At 64.7% G+C, this 17516-nt stretch carries 11 protein-coding genes and 1 tRNA gene; 8 read left to right on the top strand and 4 right to left on the bottom strand.

What is annotated here, in order from left to right; genetic code table 11:
- Positions 1 to 86: 86 nt before the first annotated feature.
- A complete protein-coding gene (locus tag KLP42_RS18420; RefSeq protein WP_215568420.1) occupies positions 87 to 3941 on the bottom strand; it encodes an ATP-binding protein in 3855 nt (1284 codons plus the stop codon).
- Positions 3942 to 4174: 233 nt separating this feature from the next.
- On the opposite strand from KLP42_RS18420, the gene KLP42_RS18415 reads away from it, so the two are divergent.
- From KLP42_RS18415 to KLP42_RS18400, 4 genes are all read left to right on the top strand, one after another.
- Entirely contained in the window at positions 4175 to 4621 is a 447-nt protein-coding gene (locus KLP42_RS18415) for a phasin (protein WP_215568419.1), read from the top strand.
- Positions 4622 to 4790: 169 nt separating this feature from the next.
- A tRNA-His gene (locus KLP42_RS18410) sits at positions 4791 to 4867 on the top strand.
- 160 nt (positions 4868 to 5027) lie between these two features.
- Positions 5028 to 7763 carry an HAD-IC family P-type ATPase gene (locus KLP42_RS18405; protein WP_215568418.1) on the top strand — a complete coding sequence of 912 codons (2736 nt, stop codon included), beginning with the start codon at positions 5028 to 5030 and terminating at the stop codon, positions 7761 to 7763.
- Positions 7764 to 7804: 41 nt separating this feature from the next.
- The gene (locus tag KLP42_RS18400) at positions 7805 to 9319 is read left to right on the top strand and encodes a bifunctional aminoglycoside phosphotransferase/ATP-binding protein (protein WP_215568417.1); all 1515 of its coding nucleotides are present in this window, start codon (positions 7805 to 7807) and stop codon (positions 9317 to 9319) included.
- A 36-nt stretch (positions 9320 to 9355) separates the two neighbouring features.
- Here KLP42_RS18400 and KLP42_RS18395 read toward each other — a convergent pair whose 3' ends face one another.
- Positions 9356 to 10237, bottom strand: coding sequence for a LysR family transcriptional regulator (locus KLP42_RS18395; RefSeq protein WP_215568416.1), 882 nt, complete (start codon positions 10235 to 10237; stop codon positions 9356 to 9358).
- Positions 10238 to 10451: 214 nt separating this feature from the next.
- On the opposite strand from KLP42_RS18395, the gene KLP42_RS18390 reads away from it, so the two are divergent.
- Positions 10452 to 11948, top strand: a complete 1497-nt coding sequence (locus tag KLP42_RS18390; protein ID WP_215568415.1) for a CoA-acylating methylmalonate-semialdehyde dehydrogenase — start codon at positions 10452 to 10454, stop codon at positions 11946 to 11948.
- A gap of 82 nt (positions 11949 to 12030) precedes the next feature.
- On the opposite strand, the gene KLP42_RS18385 is transcribed toward KLP42_RS18390, so the two are convergent.
- Positions 12031 to 13026 carry a Fe(3+) ABC transporter substrate-binding protein gene (locus KLP42_RS18385; protein WP_252193098.1) on the bottom strand — a complete coding sequence of 332 codons (996 nt, stop codon included), beginning with the start codon at positions 13024 to 13026 and terminating at the stop codon, positions 12031 to 12033.
- 221 nt (positions 13027 to 13247) lie between these two features.
- Between KLP42_RS18385 and rirA the strand changes: the two genes are divergently transcribed.
- From rirA to KLP42_RS18370, 3 genes are all read left to right on the top strand, one after another.
- Positions 13248 to 13715: an iron-responsive transcriptional regulator RirA gene (gene rirA, locus KLP42_RS18380; protein ID WP_215568413.1), complete on the top strand. Its 468-nt coding sequence runs from the start codon at positions 13248 to 13250 to the stop codon at positions 13713 to 13715.
- A gap of 134 nt (positions 13716 to 13849) precedes the next feature.
- Positions 13850 to 14902: an AbrB family transcriptional regulator gene (locus KLP42_RS18375; RefSeq protein ID WP_252193091.1), complete on the top strand. Its 1053-nt coding sequence runs from the start codon at positions 13850 to 13852 to the stop codon at positions 14900 to 14902.
- A 606-nt stretch (positions 14903 to 15508) separates the two neighbouring features.
- Entirely contained in the window at positions 15509 to 16165 is a 657-nt protein-coding gene (locus KLP42_RS18370; RefSeq protein WP_215568412.1) for a TetR/AcrR family transcriptional regulator, read from the top strand.
- 55 nt (positions 16166 to 16220) lie between these two features.
- On the opposite strand, the gene KLP42_RS18365 is transcribed toward KLP42_RS18370, so the two are convergent.
- The gene (locus KLP42_RS18365; RefSeq protein WP_215568411.1) at positions 16221 to 17516 is read right to left on the bottom strand and encodes an NAD(P)/FAD-dependent oxidoreductase; all 1296 of its coding nucleotides are present in this window, start codon (positions 17514 to 17516) and stop codon (positions 16221 to 16223) included.

Genomic DNA, 17516 nt, shown 5'->3' with positions numbered 1-17516 from the left:
TGCTGATGGCCTACAGCATCCGCCGCAAAAGACAAATGCCTTTTGCGGCGGCGGGGCTGCTGCCGGCATGGGCGCGCATCCGCTGCTCAGGTGGCGAGCACGCGGGGCGAAGGGAAGGTCACTTCCACCAGCGTGCCTTCGTTCGGCGCCGAGTGGATGGCGAAGGCGGCGCGGTTGGCGTCCACCATCGCCTTGGTCAGCGGCAGGCCGAGGCCGGTGCCGTCGCCGCGCTTGCGGGTGCCGCCCGCCACCTGCCGGAAGGGCTTCATGGCCAGTTCCAGCTCCGAACGGGTCATGCCGATGCCGGTGTCGCGGATGCGCAGGACGACGCTGCCGTTCGCTTCATAGGCGGTGGAGACGACGATCTGGCCGCCGGAGGGCGTGAACCGGATGGCATTCGACAGGATGTTGAGGATGATCTGCTTGATCGAGCGCAGATCGGCCACCACCGGCGGCACCGACTGGGACAGCGCGGTGCGGATGATCACCCGCTGGCCGTTCGCCTGCGGCTGCACCAGGGAGACCGCTTCGGCCACCGTCTCGTTGAGGCCGACGGCGGAGAAGTCGAGATCCATCTCGCCCGCCTCGATCTTGGAGATGTCGAGGAGGTCGTTGACGATATCCAGCACGTGGCGGCCGGAGCGGCCGATGTCATTGGCATATTCCACGTAACGCGGATGACCGAGCGGGCCCAGCCGTTCGGTTGCCATCATGTCGGCAAAGCCGATGATGGCGTTGAGCGGCGTGCGGATCTCATGACTTACATGGGCGAGGAAATCGCTCTTGTGGGCATTGGCGGTTTCCGCGGCCCGCTTGGCGTTGCGCAGCTCCTCTTCGGTGCGCTTCCATTGCGTGATGTCGCGGATGACGGCGCAATAGCCGTTGGACGAGGTGAGATGGCCGATGGTCATGAACAGCGGCAGGAAGCCGCCGGATGCCTCGCGGCCGATCACCTCGCGCCCGTCGTTCAGCAGGCTGGCGACGCCATGGCCGGCGAGTCCCGCCAGGTAGTCCATCACCGATTTCTGGCTCTCATGGGCAAACAGCATCACGAAGGGTTTGCCGGCCGTCTCGTCATTGTCATAGTTGAAGAGCGCGCTCGCCGCCCGGTTCATCGAGCGGATCTCGCCCTCGCTGCCGATGATGACGACGCCATCGGTGGCGGTGTCGAGAATGGCGCGCAGCTCGTCCACTTCGACGGCCATGCGCGACACCCGGTCGGCCTGCCGCGCCGGGTCTTCCGTCGTCGGCTTTTCTGCGGCGTCCATCACCGGCATCAGGGCGAGGATCAAGGCGGTGGACTGTTCCCAGCGCACGGTCTGCAGCCGTGCGGTGACCGGAACGATGCTGTCATCGGCGCGCACCACCACCATGCCGCCGGCCTCCGAGGTCTTGTCCTCGAGATCCTGCCGCTGCAGCAGCGCATCGAGCCCGCCGACCGCCTCCAATGCATCGAGCGAGTCATAGCCGGTCAGGCGCAGGAATTCCGGGTTGGCATGGATCAGCCGGTCGCCGGCATGCACCAGCAGCGCCACCGGCATCTGGTCGATGATGTCCGCCGAAAGATCGGGACGCTGGCGGGGCTTGATCGCCTGCGCATAGGCTTCCGCCATCGTGATGCGGTCGTGCTCGGCATCTTCCGGCTCGGACGCTTCGGCATCATCCACGATGACATCCGTGATGCCGGCGTCCTCGTCGCCGGCGTCACCGGCTCCGGTGTCGTGGGCCGTCTGCGGCTCCTCTACCGTGGCATCCTCAACGTCTTCTGCCGGCGCATCCTCTGCCGGATTGCCTGCGGCTGGCAGGGCGTCTGCCGCATCATCTGCGGTTTCGGTGGTGATGGCCTCATCCGCGACGACGGCGGAGGGGGCCTCAGGGGAGCCTTCGGCCTGCTCCGTTTCGGCGGGGGCGTCGTCCTCGTCGGCGGTGAGGGGCATGCCGTCGTCCCCGCCAACCGGCTCTGTGATGCCCAAGGCTTGTGTCGGTTCGGATGCCGGCCCGCCGATGCTCCGGTTCTCGGCAACCGTGTCGGCCGGTTCGCCCGCATGGTCCGGCACGGCGGTGGCCGGATCGTCTGCCGCAGCCGTCGGCGTGTCGACGGCCGGTGCATCCGGGCGGCGGAAGGCGTCGAGGCGGCGGGCAATCTCGCGGAAGGCGGCCTGTTCGACGGGCGTCAGGCTGTCGCGCCCGGACGGGCGGCGGTCCTCGATGCGCACCACCTTTTCCGGGCTGCCCGGCGGGGCCGGCTGCACGATGCGCAGCACCGGCTTTTCCGCGCCGGGAAAGGGATGCACGGAAGCGGTGGTCTCTTCCGGTGTCACCGGCCGTGCGGCCACTGCCTCGCCGGCCTCGGAGGGCTGGAGGGGTTCGATGTCGTTGTCGGTGGTGACAGTGGCTTCGCTCTCCTGCGCTGCGTCGGCGCTCTCCTCGAAGGTGATGGCCCTCTCGTTAGCGGCCCAGCCCTGTTCCACCCAGGCCTGTTCCGGCCCTTCCGGCGCCCAGCCTTCCTCGGCAGGGGCGTCTGCCGGCCCCGGCACCAGCGTCAGGCCGATTGCCATCGGATCTTCCTGCACATCGGCGATCCGCACGATGCCGAAACCGCGGAAACCGTCGAAATCGCGGTTGCGGGTATAGGTAGGCAGGGCAGCGAGATCGATCGGCACGCGCAGGCTGGTGCCTTCCACCGGCCAGTAGATCGTCTTGCCCGACCAGGTGTCGCGCCGGGTCAAGAGTTCGGTGATCTTGCCTTCGGGATCGAGATTGAACAGGGCCGCCACATCGGCAAAGCCGAGACCGATCACTTCGGCCGCATGCGGGCCGACGGCAGCGGCAAGCTCCGGCGAAACCGCGCAGAAGCAGCCGTCCGCGTCGATTTTCCAGACGAAACGGGTGGCGCGGGTTTCCCCACGGAATTCGAAGCGCGGTGCCGAAGCCTGTTCGGACGGCGCGGCGGCAACGTCCGACGCGGTCGGGCCGTCGGAGGTGACCTGCTGCTGCGCCTCGTCCGGCAAAGCGGGGGCCCGCGGCGCAGCCTCGGCCACCGGCTCCTCGCAGGAAACGGCCTGCTCCGGCTCTGGCGCGGAAGACGCAGCCGGCCCGGCCGCTTCCGTTGCGACGGCAGGATCCGTCTCGGCGACTTCTTCCTCGTCCTCCATCTCGACGATGCCGGAGACGGCGGTCAGCGCCTCGTCGAAATCCGGTGCCTGCACCGGCAAGGCGGCAACAATCGGCTCCGGCCGTCTGTCTTCTGTCGCCAGTGCCGGATCGCGGTCTGCCGGATCGGCCTGCACGAGGAAGAGAAGATTCAGGGCAGGGTCATCGGAAAGGCGGGCGATGGCGGCCGGCAGATAGCCCGCTGCAGTCGGCACCGGCCGCTTGACCAGCCGGTCGCGGTCGTTGGCGGCGAGCGTCACCAGCATGCGTGCCGTGTGCGGGGTCAGGTTCAGGCGGTCGAATTCCGGGGAGGAGGACACTACATGGCCCTCTCCATCGAGCACTGCCACATGCATGCCGGGATCGTCAAAACCGTCCATCATCTGCCGGGCGGCCTCGGCGGCCAGCGGCGGCCGGTCGGCGGCCGGTACGGCCAGCAGCACGGCCTTTTCGCCATCGGGCAGGCCGATCAGTTCACACAGCGCCTGCACCGCCACCCGCTCGAATCCCGCGGTAATGCGGATGAGGAAGGTGCGGTTGTCGCCAATGGTGTGCAGTTGCCGCGCCGTGGTGCGCGCCTGGCGCAGGATGAGATCGAGACGCGGCGGACCCTGGTCGATCAGGTCATAGATCGCCGCCTTGCCGAACAGACGGGCACCGAGCCCGTTGGTCCAGAGCACCTCGCCGAGATCCTGCGAGAACAGAACCACTGCCTTGCCTGCCGCAAAGTGATCACGCACCCGCGGATGCACGGCGATGTCGATGAAGGGATATTGCACAGCGGACATGGCAGGCCTTGCACTCGGTGCCGATCTCATTCCGGCACTAGGTTAACACATTGTTAGTAACTTCCCAGCCCCGTCCGGTCCACACGCGCGCCGCGGGAATTGCTCAACAGGGTTAATCAGGAAATCTGCATGTTGCAGTGCACAATGTTATTGCAACGCAGCAATCTCTGCGCTATATAGGTGTGCATGAGGCCGCCGCACCGGAGGCCAGGTTCGAACAAGGATCGATGAACATGGCTTACAAGACCGAAGACGTATTTTCCTTCACCGCCTTTGACCCCAGCCGCTTCACGGAAGGTTTCCGCGAAATGGCCGAAAAGGGTGCCGCCCAGTCCCGCGAAGCCTTCGGCAAGATGAAGAGCGCCGCCGAGGAAGCCACCAAGACCGTGGAATCCACCATGCAGACGGCGCAGGCCGGCTCCGTCGAGCTTGGCCTCAAGGCCATCGAGGCGCTGCGCAGCAATGCCGACCTGTCGCTTTCCCACATGGAAGCCCTGCTCGGCGTCAAGTCCGTTGCCGAACTGGTCGAGCTGCAGACCGGCTTCTTCCGCAAGCAGGCCGAACTGACCGTCGAGCAGGCCAAGGCCATGCAGGAAGCCGCCCGCAAGCTGGCGGAAGAGGTTTCCAAGCCGGGCAAGGAAGCTGCCGAAAAGGTCATGTCGCAGTTCAAGGCCGCCTGATCAAGGCGCCTGTCCGCTGACAGACGAGAATGCCAGGCCGGGCCAAAGCGCCCGGCTTTTTCGTCTCCGCTTTTTTTGCGGCAGCGGCGCAATTCGGGGCTTGCAAAACGCAGGCAATGCTTTTATGTCACGCCCCAGACGCAGCCGGCCGATGCCGGCGGCGCGGCGTGCGGTTGTAGCTCAGTTGGTTAGAGCGCAGGTTTGTGGCACCTGAGGTCAGTGGTTCAACTCCACTCAACCGTACCACTTTTCATCTTTCCTCCCTTGATCATGTCCGTCTTGCAGCCTCGCCTTTTGCGTGCGCTTGAGGCATGTCAATTCGTCGCCTGCGCGGTATCTGTAGCCTTCGTGCATTCTGTGAACGCATGGCCCCTTGCGGGTCATCCGAGACAACGGGAACAATGCCGTGGAAGCCGCAAATACATCTTTTCCGGACCGTGCCGTGCAGGGAAGGGCGCCGGATGGCGGTCTGACTGCGGCCGAGGCGGCGCGGCGTCTCGAGCAACTGGGGCCGAATGTCATTCCGCAGGGGCGGCCGGTGCCGTTCCTCGTCACCTTTCTCAACCATTTCAAGAGCCCGCTGATCTATATCCTGCTGGTCGCTGCGGGCATTTCGATGCTGATGGGCGATCTGGAGGATGCGCTGTTCATCGGCATCGTGCTGATTCTGAACGGGCTGGTCGGCGGTGTGCAGGAACATTCCGCGGGGCGGGCGGCAGCGGCGCTGCGCAAGCTCGAACAGCCGCATGCGGTGGTGATCCGCGATGGCGAGCGGCAGGAGATCGCCGCAGCGGATCTGGTGCCGGGCGATCTGGTGTTGCTCGAGGCCGGCATGCGGGTTCCGGCGGATATCTGCCTTGCTGAGGCCGACGGTCTGCTCTGCGATGAATCGCTGCTGACGGGCGAATCCGCCGAGGTGCACAAGCGCCTGGCTCCGGCCGATCCGGTGGCTGGCGATCCGGTTCGCCTCATGGCGTTTGCCGGCGCGCTCGTCACACGCGGCCGCGCCCGCGGCACTGTCAGCGCGACCGGCACGACGACGGAAATCGGCCGCATCGCGCTGGAGGTCGGCCGTCCATCGATGTCGCGTCCGCCGCTGCTGGCGCGCCTCGATCATTTCTCCCGCCTGATCGGCATCGCCGTCTGCGGGGCGATCGCGCTCATTGCACTGGTCGGTATCGTGCGCGGCCTGTCGCTCGAAGACATGTTCATGATGTCGGTGGGACTGGCCGTCAGCGCCATTCCGGAGGGCCTGCCGGTGGCGATCTCGGTTGCGCTGGCGATCGCCATGAGCCGCATGGCCCGCCACAATGTCATCGTGCGCCGCATGCCGGCGGTCGAGACGCTCGGCTCCTGCACGATGATTGCCACCGACAAGACCGGCACACTGACGCGGAACCAGCTGACCGTCACCGACATTCGCCTGCCGGACGGCACCGCGCTGGAGGTGCAGGCAGGCACCGATCCCGAAAGCTGCACCATTCTCGGTGAGGGCTGCGATGAGGAGAGGGCACGCGCGCGGGTGGCGCCGCTGATGAGGGCGGCGCTGCTGCCCAACGAGGCGCGGCTGTTGCGGCAGGAAGACGAATGGCAGGGGATTGGCGACACGGTCGATGTCGCGCTTCTGGCGGCCGGTCGCAAGGCAGGGCTGGAGGAAGACAGCGTGAGGTCGGCGATGCCGCTCGTCGCCCGCATCCCCTATGAACCGGATCTCAAATATGCCGCCTCCTTCCATCGCAAGCCGCAGGAGAGCGGCGACATTCGCCTGTTCGTCAAGGGCGCGCCGGAGACGGTGATTGCCATGGCTGACCGCATGGATGCGGGAGACGGCATCGTCCCCATCGATCGCGACGCCCTGCTCTCCCAGATGCAGGCCATGGCGCAGGATGGCCTGAGGGTGCTTGCCTTTGCCGAAGGCGAGATTGCCGAAGAGAGCGGCGGCTACGGCGCGCATCATCTGGTTGATCTTGTCTTTCTCGGGCTTGTCGGCATGCAGGATCCCATTCGCGCCGAAGTTCCAGCCGCAATCCGTGCCTGCCATGCCGCCGGCGTCGAGGTGGCCATGGTGACCGGCGACGATCCGCGCACGGCCGCCGCCATTGCCCGCAAGGCGGGGCTGGTATTTGCCGAAGACGAGATCGTCACCGGCGAAGCGGTGCGACGGGCCGAAGAGGCGGGCGAGGCGGCGCTTGATGCGCTCACCCGCAAGGCGCGCATCTATGCCCGCGTGGTGCCGGCCCAGAAGCTGGCGATCGTTCTCTCCCTGTCGCGCAACGGCCATTTCGTGGCGGTCACCGGTGATGGCGTCAATGATGCGCCGGCGCTGAAGCATGCGCATGTCGGTGTCGCCATGGGACGCAAGGGAACCGATGTCGCCAAGGAGAGCGCCGACATCGTCATCACCGACGACAATTTCGCCTCCATCGTCGCCGGCATCCGCGAGGGCCGTGTCGCCTATGCCAATATCCGCAAGGTCATCCTGATGCTGGTGGCGACCGGAGCGGCCGAAATGCTGCTCTTCCTGCTGGCCATCCCGCTTGGTCAGCCCATGCCGCTGATTGCCGTGCAACTGCTGTGGCTGAACCTCGTCACCAACGGCATCCAGGACGTGGCGCTGGCCGGTGAAAGGGCCGAGGGCGACGAACTGGCCCGCCCGCCACGCCGGCCGGGCGAGCCGATCTTCGATGCGTTGATGCTGCGGCGCGTGCTGCTTTCCACGCTCGTCATGGGGCTTGGCGGCTTTGCGCTGTTTCATGCGCTGCTTGGCGCCGGCTATCCGCTGGCCGAGGCACGCAACCTTCTGCTGCTGCTTCTCGTCTTCTTCGAGAATTTCCAGACACTCGCCTGCCGCTCGGAGCGACGCTCGGTATTTGCCATGCCGCTGTTCGGCAATCCGCTGCTGCTGCTCGTGGTGGTCGCCGCCCAGGCCCTGCATATCTCCGCCTTCTACGTTCCCTGGCTGAGGGATACGCTTCAGGTGCAGCCGGTGACGCTCGGCGAATGGCTGATGCTGCTGCTGCTCGGCTCTTCGGTGCTGGTGGTGATGGAGCTCGACAAGTGGATCCTGCGCCGCAGCGAACGGCACAATACCATGTCCGGGGCGAAGGAGGCCGGGCCGCCGCGGCTGCCCGGCCAGCCCTGACCGACGACAGATCGACCACGCCAACAAGGAGGCCAGCCAGCATGATCGTGGATGACCAGCAGGATATCCGGGCTTTCCTCGCCGATGGGGCCCCCTTCGAGGCGGCGGAGCCCGTCACGTTGATCGAGACGCACATTTCGCTGATCGCCCTTGCCGGAGACAGCGCCTTCAAGCTGAAGCGGGCGGTGAAGCTGCCCTATCTCGACTTCTCCACGCCGGATCTTCGACTTGCGGCCTGCGAGGCGGAGGTAGCGCTGAACAGCCTCACGGCGCCCGGTCTCTATCGGGGCGTGCACCGCATCACCCGCGACGCGGCCGGTCATCTGACGCTCGGCGGTAAGGGAAGGCTGGTGGATGCGCTGATCGAGATGGCCCGCTTCGACCAGGATCTGCTGTTCGACCGCATGGCGTCTGCCGGCCGGCTGACGCCCGCCCTGATGACCGAGACGGCGCGGATGATCGCGCGTGTGCATCGAACCGCCCCCGTCTCGGCGGATGCGGGCGGCGCGCGGCGGATCGGCGATGTGCTGTCGATCAACGAGTCGGGCTTTGCCACAAGCAGCGTCTTCTCCGCCGACGAGGTGGAGCGGCTTTCGGCCCGGTTTCGTGCAGAGCTTTCCCGCCATGCGGGCCTTCTCGACCGGCGCGCGGCGGCCGGCAAGGTGCGACGCTGTCATGGCGATCTGCACCTGCGCAACATCTGCCTTCTCGACGGCAAGCCGCGGCTGTTCGATTGCATCGAGTTCAATGCCGAGCTTGCGACGACGGATGTTCTCTATGATCTCGCCTTCCTGCTGATGGATCTGTGGCATCGGGGCTTTGCCGATCTCGCCAACCTGACGATGAACCGCTACCTCGACGATGCGGAGGAGGATGACGGCTTCGTGCTCCTGCCCTTGCTGATGGCGATCCGTGCGGCGGTGCGGGCGCATGTGACGGCCACGCAGGTGGCGGAAAGCTGGGGGCCGTCCGAAGCGCTGGTGCGGGAGGCGCGCTCCTATTTCTCGCTCGCGGATGCGCTGCTTGGCGGCGAGCCGCCGCGGCTGGTGGCAATCGGCGGGTTGAGCGGCTCCGGCAAGACGACGGTGGCCGACCGGCTGGCGCCCCGGCTCGGCGCCCCGCCCGGGGCGCGCCTGCTGGAAAGCGACCGCATCCGCAAGTCGCTGTTCGATGTGCCGGCGGAAACCCGCCTGCCTCAGGCGGCCTATGCGCCGGACGTGTCGCAGGAGGTCTATCGGGAGCTTGCCTTGCGGGCCGGCGTATTGTTGTCGGCTGGCGCCTGCGTCGTGGCCGATGCCGTGTTCGACAAGCCGGAACACCGGGCGCGCATGGCCGAGGCCGCGCATGCCGCGCCGGCGCGCTTTACCGGCATCTGGCTGCAGGCCGATGCTGCGACCCTGCATCGGCGGGTGCGCGATCGGGCGCCCGGCCCATCGGATGCCACCGTCGACGTCCTGGCCCGCCAGCTCGATCGGCTGCCGCAGGTCGCCGACTGGCGGCATCTCAGAGCGGATGATCCGGTTGACGCCATCGTCGAGGCAGCGCTGAAGGGGTGAGCCTTCCGGCTGCATCATGCACGGCCTCCTGCCTTTTCAGGTGAAGATCGACCGTGCCTCGCCGACCGCCTCCTGCAGGAAGGAGACGACGGCGCGGATGCGCATCAGGTCGCGCAGGCTCTCGTGATAGCTCGTCCAGTAGGCGCGGCGGATGGTGATATCCGGCAGCACGCGGGCCAGTTCCGGCACGCGACGGGCGATGTAATCATGCAGGATGCCGATGCCGGCGCCGGTGCGCACCGCTTCCGTCTGGCCGATGGCGCTGGAAATCTCGAAGCCTGCATCCCAGTCGCGCATCACCTCGCCGGTGAAGTTCAGCTGCGGCGAGAAGATCAGATCCTCCACATAGCCGATGCGCGGATGCAGCCTCAGCTGCTCCAGGGTTGCGGGCTCGCCGTTGCGGGCGAGATAATCCCGCGAGGCATAGAGGCCGAGCGTGTAATCGGTGAGCTTGGAGGAAACGAGGCGCCCCTGCGCGGGCCGTTCCACGGTGATGGCAATATCGGCCTCCCGCTGCGAAAGAGAAAAGGCGCGGGGCACCGGCACCAGCTGGATGCGCAGGTTGGGATGCCGCTGCGTCAGCTGGCCGAGCCGGGGCGCCAGGAAGGACACGCCAAAACCGTCCGGCGCGCCGATCCGGACGGTGCCTTCGATCGGTGCATCCACCTGGCCGGTGCGCGCCTGCGCCGCCAGCATTTCCGCCTCGATCCGTTCGGCGGACTGCAGGAAGGCATGGCCCTCCGCCGTCAGCTCGCAGCCATTCGGCTTGCGGATCAGAAGCCGGGTCCGCAGCGCATCTTCCAGCGCATTGATCCGCCGGCCGAGCGTGGCGTGGTTCAACCCCAGGCGCCGCGAGGCGGCCAGCAACTGCCCCTCGCGCGCCACGGCCAGAAAGATGCGCACATTGTCCCAGTCCATCAGAATGTCCTCGCATGTGGCGGACCGGCGGCATCCCCCTCCGGTCTGCCCTTGAAGGGGAGATGCCTGGCAGGGCAGAGGGGGCATTCCTGATCAAGAGCGTTCAAAGCCTGGTCCTGCACATCAATTCATGCACAACGGATGCGTAAATCATCGCGTTGTCTTGTGCAAATTAAAGCGCATACTGCCGCCAGAGAAAACCTGGAGGACACCCATGTACCAGATCGGTCATTTCATCGACGGCAAGCACGTGCCCGGCACGTCCGGCCGCAGCCAGTCCATCTTCAACCCTGCCACCGGCGAAGTGCAGGGCGAGGTCGCGCTGGCAAGCGCCGCGGAACTGAATGCCGCCGTCGAAAGCGCCAAGGCGGCCCAGCCGAAGTGGGCGGCCACCAACCCGCAGCGCCGCGCTCGCGTGTTCATGAAGTTCGTGGCACTGCTGAACGAGAACATGGATTCGCTGGCCGAGATGCTCTCGCGCGAGCATGGCAAGACCATCGAAGACGCCAAGGGCGACATCGTGCGCGGCCTTGAAGTCTGCGAATTCGTCATCGGTATCCCGCACCTGTCGAAGAGCGAGTTCACCGAAGGCGCCGGCCCCAACATCGACATGTATTCGATCCGCCAGCCGGTCGGCATCGGCGCAGGCATCACGCCCTTCAACTTCCCGGCCATGATCCCGATGTGGATGTTTGCTCCGGCGATCGCCTGCGGCAATGCCTTCATCCTGAAGCCGTCCGAGCGCGATCCGTCCGTGCCGATCCGTCTCGCCGAACTGATGATCGAAGCCGGCCTGCCGGCCGGCATCCTCAACGTCGTCAACGGCGACAAGTCGGCCGTCGACGGCCTGCTGACGCATCAGGATATCGGTGCGATCTCCTTCGTCGGCTCGACCCCGATCGCCCGCTACGTCTATGGCACGGCCGCCATGAACGGCAAGCGCGCCCAGTGCTTCGGTGGCGCCAAGAACCATATGATCATCATGCCGGATGCCGATCTCGACCAGGCTGCCAATGCGCTGATGGGCGCCGGCTACGGCTCGGCCGGAGAGCGCTGCATGGCGATCTCCGTTGCGGTCCCGGTCGGCGAAGAGACCGCCAACCGCCTGATCGAGAAGCTGACGCCGATGGTGGAAAGCCTGCGCATCGGCCCCTATACCGACGAGAAGGCCGACATGGGCCCGGTCGTCACGAAGGAAGCCCGTGATCGCATCCTCGGCCTGATCGACAGCGGCGTCGAGGCCGGCGCCAAGCTCGTGGTCGACGGCCGCGATTTCAAGCTGCAGGGCTATGAGAACGGCTATTTCGTCGGCGGCTGCCTGTTCGACAATGTCACGCCGGACATGGACATCTACAAGACGGAAATCTTCGGCCCGGTCCTCTCCGTCGTGCGCGCCAAGAACTATGAGGAAGCCCTCTCGCTGCCGATGAAGCACGAATACGGCAATGGCGTTGCGATCTACACCCGTGACGGCGATGCCGCCCGCGATTTCGCCAGCCGCATCAATATCGGCATGGTCGGCGTCAATGTTCCGATCCCGGTTCCGCTCGCCTATCACTCCTTCGGCGGCTGGAAGGCCTCCTCCTTCGGCGACCTCAACCAGCACGGCACGGATTCCATCAAGTTCTGGACCCGCACCAAGACGGTGACGAGCCGCTGGCCTTCCGGCATCAAGGACGGTGCCGAATTCGTCATGCCGACGATGAAGTAAGCACCGACATATCGACATGATGCGAAAGGCCGGGTCATGTGCCCGGCCTTTCCATATTGTCTCTTGTCGCTGACGCCGCGGTTTACATCGACGGGCCTTCGTTGAAGCCCACCTTGTCTACCAGTTCCGAAGCGATCTTGCGGTTCTTCGCGATATCGATCAGCGGCAGCGTGTCCGGCTTGATCTGGCCAAAGGATTTCACGATGTCGGAAGGCTCGGCACCCGGCATCACCGGATATTCGAAGACCTGCTCGGCATAGATCTTCTGCGCATCGCCGGAAGCCAGGAATTCCATCAGCTTCAGCGCGTTCTGCTTGTTGGGCGCATTCTTGGCCAGCGCCATGCCGGAAATGTTGACATGCGTGCCGCGATCCGCTGCGTTGGGGAACAGCACCTTGATGGCCTTCGCCCATTCCTTTTCTTCCGGCGCCCGGTCATTGGTCATCATCAGGCCGACATAATAGGTATTGCCGAGTGCGATGTCGCATTCGCCGGCCATGATCGACTTGGCCTGGCTGCGATCATTGCCGTCCGGCTTGCGGGCGAGATTGTTCTTCAGGCCCGTCAGCCACTTTTCCGTATATTCGGCACCGTGATGCGCCACCATGGAGGCAAACAGCGCCACGTTATAGGCGTGCTGGCCGTCGCGGATGCAGATCTTGCCCTTCCACTTGGGATCGGCCAGTTCCTCATAGGTGATGTCGTTCTGGCCCACGCGCTCCCTGGAGGCATAGACCACGCGTCCGCGGGTGGTCAGGCCGAACCAGTCGCCGTCCGGATCGCGGAACGAGGCGGGAATGTCCTTGTTGATCGTCGCATTGTCGGTGACCGGCTGCACGACGCCACCTTCCTTGGCCTCCATCAGGCGGGCGATGTCCACCGTCAGGATCACGTCGGCCGGGGAATTGGCACCCTCCGCCTTGATTCGCTCGACAAGACCGCGATCGAGGAAGAGCACATTGGCCTCGATGCCGGTTTGCTTGGTGAAGGCGTCCAGCAGCGGCTGGATCAGTTCAGGCTGGCGATAGGAATAGATATTGACCTCACCGGCGGCAAATGCGCTGGAAAAGCCGGCCATCAGCAGGGTCAACGTGGCAGCCGACCTGGCGAGATAATGTGTCATCCGGAAAACCTCCCAATTTTAGGATTATCTTGAAGAGCGAAATCATGATTTATCTTCTATGGTCAATTCACAGCGATGTGAAAAGACGATAAGCTGACAAAAATCTGCATATTTGGAATTGTTCAAAAGTGGCAAAGGGCTTATATACCGGTCAGGCTTGAAGCAGGGAGAATGGCATGCGTTTGACGAAACAGACCAATTACGCGGTGCGCATGCTGATGTATTGCGCGGCAAATGACGGTCACCTGAGCCGGATTCCCGAGATCGCCAAGGCCTACGGGGTGTCTGAACTGTTCCTGTTCAAGATCCTCCAGCCGCTGACCAGGGCCGGCCTGGTGGAAACCCTGCGGGGCCGCAATGGCGGCATCCGCCTTGGCCGGGCGGCCGACAAGATCACCCTGTTCGATGTGGTGCGGGTCACCGAAGACAGTTTCGCCATGGCCGAGTGCTTCGAGGACGGCGCCGTCGAGTGTCCGCTGGTCGACAGCTGCGGCCTCAATTCGGCCCTGCGCAAGGCTCTCAACGCCTTCTTCGATGTGCTGGCGGAATACACCATCGATGATCTGGTGAAGGCGCGTCCGCAGATCAATTTCCTGCTCGGGCTGGAACTCGAACCCAATCCGGTCGCGGTGCCTGCGGCCTGAGGCTGGCCGCGCTGCTCGCCGCATCTCCTGCGGGATGCGGTGCGGCTGAAGCGTGACGGGTGCGCCGGGGCCTCCGGATTGCCGAGGCCCATGCGTCCCGCCAAATGCCGCGCTGGTGAACCGGCGCGGTTTTCTTGTGCTCCTTCCTTTCCTTCTCCATGTATTTAAGTCTTCTTTTTCCCTTTGGCCTGACCATTACCCTCGGCGCGCTCGTTGCGCTCGTGATGAGCTATCTGTCGGTTCCGGCGCCGTTCCTCATCGGACCAGCGCTGTTCGTCACGCTCGGCAGTCTTGCCGGCCTTCGCGTTGCGGTGCCGGTTTCGGTGCGCAATCTCTGCTTCCTCGTCGTTGGCCTCTCGATGGGCTCCAGCGTCACGCCGGATGTGCTGACGGCTGCGCGGGCCTGGCCGGCAAGTTTCCTGATGGTGCTTGTCACCTCGGTTGTGCTGCTGTGGACGGCCTGGCTGCTGTTGCAGCGCGTCTTCCGCTATGACCGGCTGACGGCGTTGCTGGCTGCCTGTCCGGGGCATTTGAGCTACGTGCTCAGCCTTGCCGCCGATACGCGCGGCGATCTGGCCAGCATCAGCATCATCCAGAGCGTGCGCGTGCTGGCCCTGACGCTGTTCGTGCCGATGATCGTGGAGCTTTCGGGCACCACGGGCGCCGGCGCCGTCGTGGTGCCGGTCGCGATGGAACCGGCGCCTCTCGTCGCCCTGGGGGGCATCGCGGCCGTGCTCGGCTATGCCTTCATGAAGGCCAGGGTTCCGGCCGGTCTGCTGGTCGGCGGAATGGCGGTGTCGATTGCCGCACATCTGAGCGGCATCGTGCACGGAAGCGTCCCGCTCTGGCTGCAGATCCCCGTCTATATCGTGCTGGGTGGCATGATCGGCACCCGCTTTTCCGGCGTCAATCTGAAGGATCTGCGCAACGCCTTTGCAGCCGGCGCATCGGTGACGGTGGTGGTCGGGCTGATCTCGGCGATCATCGCTGTCGGGATCGCCCATCTGCTGGGTGTGCCGCTGGGTGCGGCGCTGATCGCCTTTGCGCCAGGCGGCCTGGAAACCATGGCGGCCATGGCAGTGATCATGCATGCGGACCCGACCTATGTTGGTACGCACCACATTCTCAGGCTGCTGTTCCTCTCGGTGCTGATGCCCTTCGTTCTGTCCAAATTCAGATCACTATAAATTTTCACCCGTCACAATACGGGCGGCTGAAGCCGATATCCTGCCGTAATTTCCATTGAACTAATGTAGCTCATGAAGTATTAAGAATTATGCCCGGAGTTGAGAAGGGTATTAGACAGTCTGCAAGACTGGTGCAGGACGTTTTTAACGTCTATGCTGGTCAGTCTAAAGTCGAAACCGGAATGTCTGGTTTCGACCATGGCTACAAACAGTCATACTTTTACTAAAGGTGTGGCAATTAATCAGGATTTTGGGGCGCCGGGCGGGCGTTTCAAGATGTGTGCGGCTTCGTGATGTGTCGCATTTTGAGGCGACATGCTGCGGAAACGGGCGGTCATCCAGTGGCCGGGATGCAGGAGGTTCTCGGGCCTCCTGCATCCAGGTCACAGGTGAGAACCGGCCCGCACCGGAGGAGGTGCGGGAGATGCGGCCCCCCAGGGCCGAGGCAGGCGACAGGGCAGCGCGGGGTTGCCCGGTCTTGCCAGGAGAGGCAAGGTGGCGGAGCCACCTTCAGCCTGAACAGAAGAAGGCGCAGCGAGCGCCAGTGTCCCAGGGAAGGGACACGCACCGGAAGGGGGAAATACGATGGATGGGTTGAGGTTCGAAATGCCAGATGCCAACAAGGGCGCCGCCCGGCCGGTGCTGCGACGCATACCGAAGCAGGAGCGCAGCCGTGAACGCATCGACGAAATCCTGAAGGTCGCGATGGATCTCATCGGCCAGAAGGGGATCGACGCGGTGACGATGAAGGAAATCGCGGCGCTGTCCGGCGGGCCGATTGCGTCCGTCTACCAGTATTTCCCCAACAAGTCCGCTATCATCGCCATGCTCTACGAGCGTTACATTACCAATGTAACGCAGTTCATGCAGCAGGGCCTTTCCGATGTTCGCGTGGCCGACGATCTTTATCGCGCCACCGATGCGCTGATCGATCTCTACTGCTTCTTTGTTCACAGCAATCCGCAGATCCAGGATCTGATCAACGCCATCCAGGCCGACAAGATGCTGGCCGACATGGACCTGATCGAGACGCGGCGCCTGGCAGGCATGTTTGCCATGGCCACCGAGCAGTTCATCGACGAGAGCCTGCGCGACCAGTATTACCGCACCACCTTCATGATGTGCCACCTGACGGTGAGCATCGTGCGGCTGACGCTGAAGACGCCTGCGGATGAAGCCAAGAAGATCCTCGAGGACTTCAAGCGTTCGACGCGCGATCAGGTGCGCATCTTCCTCGAAAGCAGCCCGCGCCCGGCTCACTGACATCAACGGCTTGACGGTCGCTGTGGCGGACGACCGTCAAGGTGAGCGCGACCGGCTACAACCCCAGCCGGTCGCGCAAACCGTACCACCAGGCCCCGAGAACCGTCAGCGGCACCCGCAGGTGCATGCCGCCGGGGAAGGGCAGGTTCGGCAGAGAACTCCACACATCGAAGCGCTCCGCATGGCCGGCCACCGCTTCGCCCAGGATCTTTCCCAGAAGATGCGTCGTCGTCACCCCATGGCCGCTGTCGCCATGCGAGAAGTAGACGGTCGGACCGAGGCGCCCCATATGCGGGATGCGCGTCAGCGTCAGGGCAAAATTGCCGCTCCAGGCAAAGTCGATCTTCACCCTGGCGAGCGCCGGGAACGTCTTCAGCATGTTCGGCCGGATCACCGCAACGATGTCCTTCGGGTCGCGTCCGCCATAACCGATGCCGCCGCCATAGAGGATGCGGTTGTCGGCGGTGCGCCGGTAGTAATCCAGAATGTAGTTGGCATCCTCGACGCAGTAATTGGCCGGCAGAAGCGTTTCTGCCAGTTCCGCCGTCAGCGGTTCGGTCGTCAGTACCTGGCTGGAGACGGGCATCATGCGCCGGCTGATCGCCGGAAACTGCGGCGCCAGATAGGCATTGCCGCAGATCAGCACGTAGCGGGCCCGCACCGCGCCCCTTTCTGTGCGCACCGTGCTGGTTGTTCCCTCCTCCAGGGAAATGGCGCGGGAGCCTTCGAAGATCCGCCCGCCGAGCCCTTCCACGGCGGCCGCCTCGCCCAGCACCAGGTTGAGTGGATGGATATGGCCGCCCAGCCGGTCGATCATCCCGCCGGCATAGCGATCGGTGCGGACATAGGTGCCGACTTCGTGGCGCGCGATCATCTCCAGGCCGGGATGGCCATGCTTTTCCCAGTCACGCTTGTGGGCCTCCATGTCGCGCATCTGCTTGTCGGTGAAGGCGGCGAAGAAGCCGCCGTCCATCAGATCGCAGGCGATATGGTAGCGGCTGACACGCTCGCGGATGATGGCCGCGCCTTCGAGCGACATGCGCCCGAGTGCCGCCGCCTTCCCGGTGCCGTAGCGGCCGGCGATGGTGGCGAGATCGCGGCTGTAGCCATTGACGATCTGGCCGCCATTGCGGCCGGATGCGCCGAAGCCGATGCGCTCGGCCTCCAGCACCACGACCGAATAGCCCCGCTCGCACAGTTCCAGTGCCGCGGAAATGCCGGTGAAGCCGGCGCCGATGATGCAGACATCGGCTTCCACCTCGCCTTCGAGCGCAGGGCGCACGCGCCTGTCGTTCGCAGAGGCGGCATACCAGGAGGCGGTGTGGCCGGGATTGCTGTTCTGCATGGGCAT

The sequence above is a fragment of the Rhizobium sp. CSW-27 genome, assembly GCF_018760785.1.
Taxonomy (GTDB): Bacteria; Pseudomonadota; Alphaproteobacteria; order Rhizobiales; family Rhizobiaceae; genus Neorhizobium.
This window is presented reverse-complemented; position numbering and strand designations above follow the sequence as displayed.

Coding starts and splice junctions, on each gene's coding strand:
- KLP42_RS18370 (WP_215568412.1), top strand. CDS start 15,509: ATGCCAGATGCCAACAAGGGCGCCGCCCGGCCGGTGCTGCGACGCATA.
- KLP42_RS18400 (WP_215568417.1), top strand. CDS start 7,805: ATGATCGTGGATGACCAGCAGGATATCCGGGCTTTCCTCGCCGATGGG.
- KLP42_RS18385 (WP_252193098.1), bottom strand. CDS start 13,026: ATGGCCGGCTTTTCCAGCGCATTTGCCGCCGGTGAGGTCAATATCTAT.
- KLP42_RS18390 (WP_215568415.1), top strand. CDS start 10,452: ATGTACCAGATCGGTCATTTCATCGACGGCAAGCACGTGCCCGGCACG.
- KLP42_RS18365 (WP_215568411.1), bottom strand. CDS start 17,516: ATGCCCATGCAGAACAGCAATCCCGGCCACACCGCCTCCTGGTATGCC.
- KLP42_RS18415 (WP_215568419.1), top strand. CDS start 4,175: ATGGCTTACAAGACCGAAGACGTATTTTCCTTCACCGCCTTTGACCCC.
- KLP42_RS18395 (WP_215568416.1), bottom strand. CDS start 10,237: ATGGACTGGGACAATGTGCGCATCTTTCTGGCCGTGGCGCGCGAGGGG.
- KLP42_RS18420 (WP_215568420.1), bottom strand. CDS start 3,941: ATGTCCGCTGTGCAATATCCCTTCATCGACATCGCCGTGCATCCGCGG.
- rirA (WP_215568413.1), top strand. CDS start 13,248: ATGCGTTTGACGAAACAGACCAATTACGCGGTGCGCATGCTGATGTAT.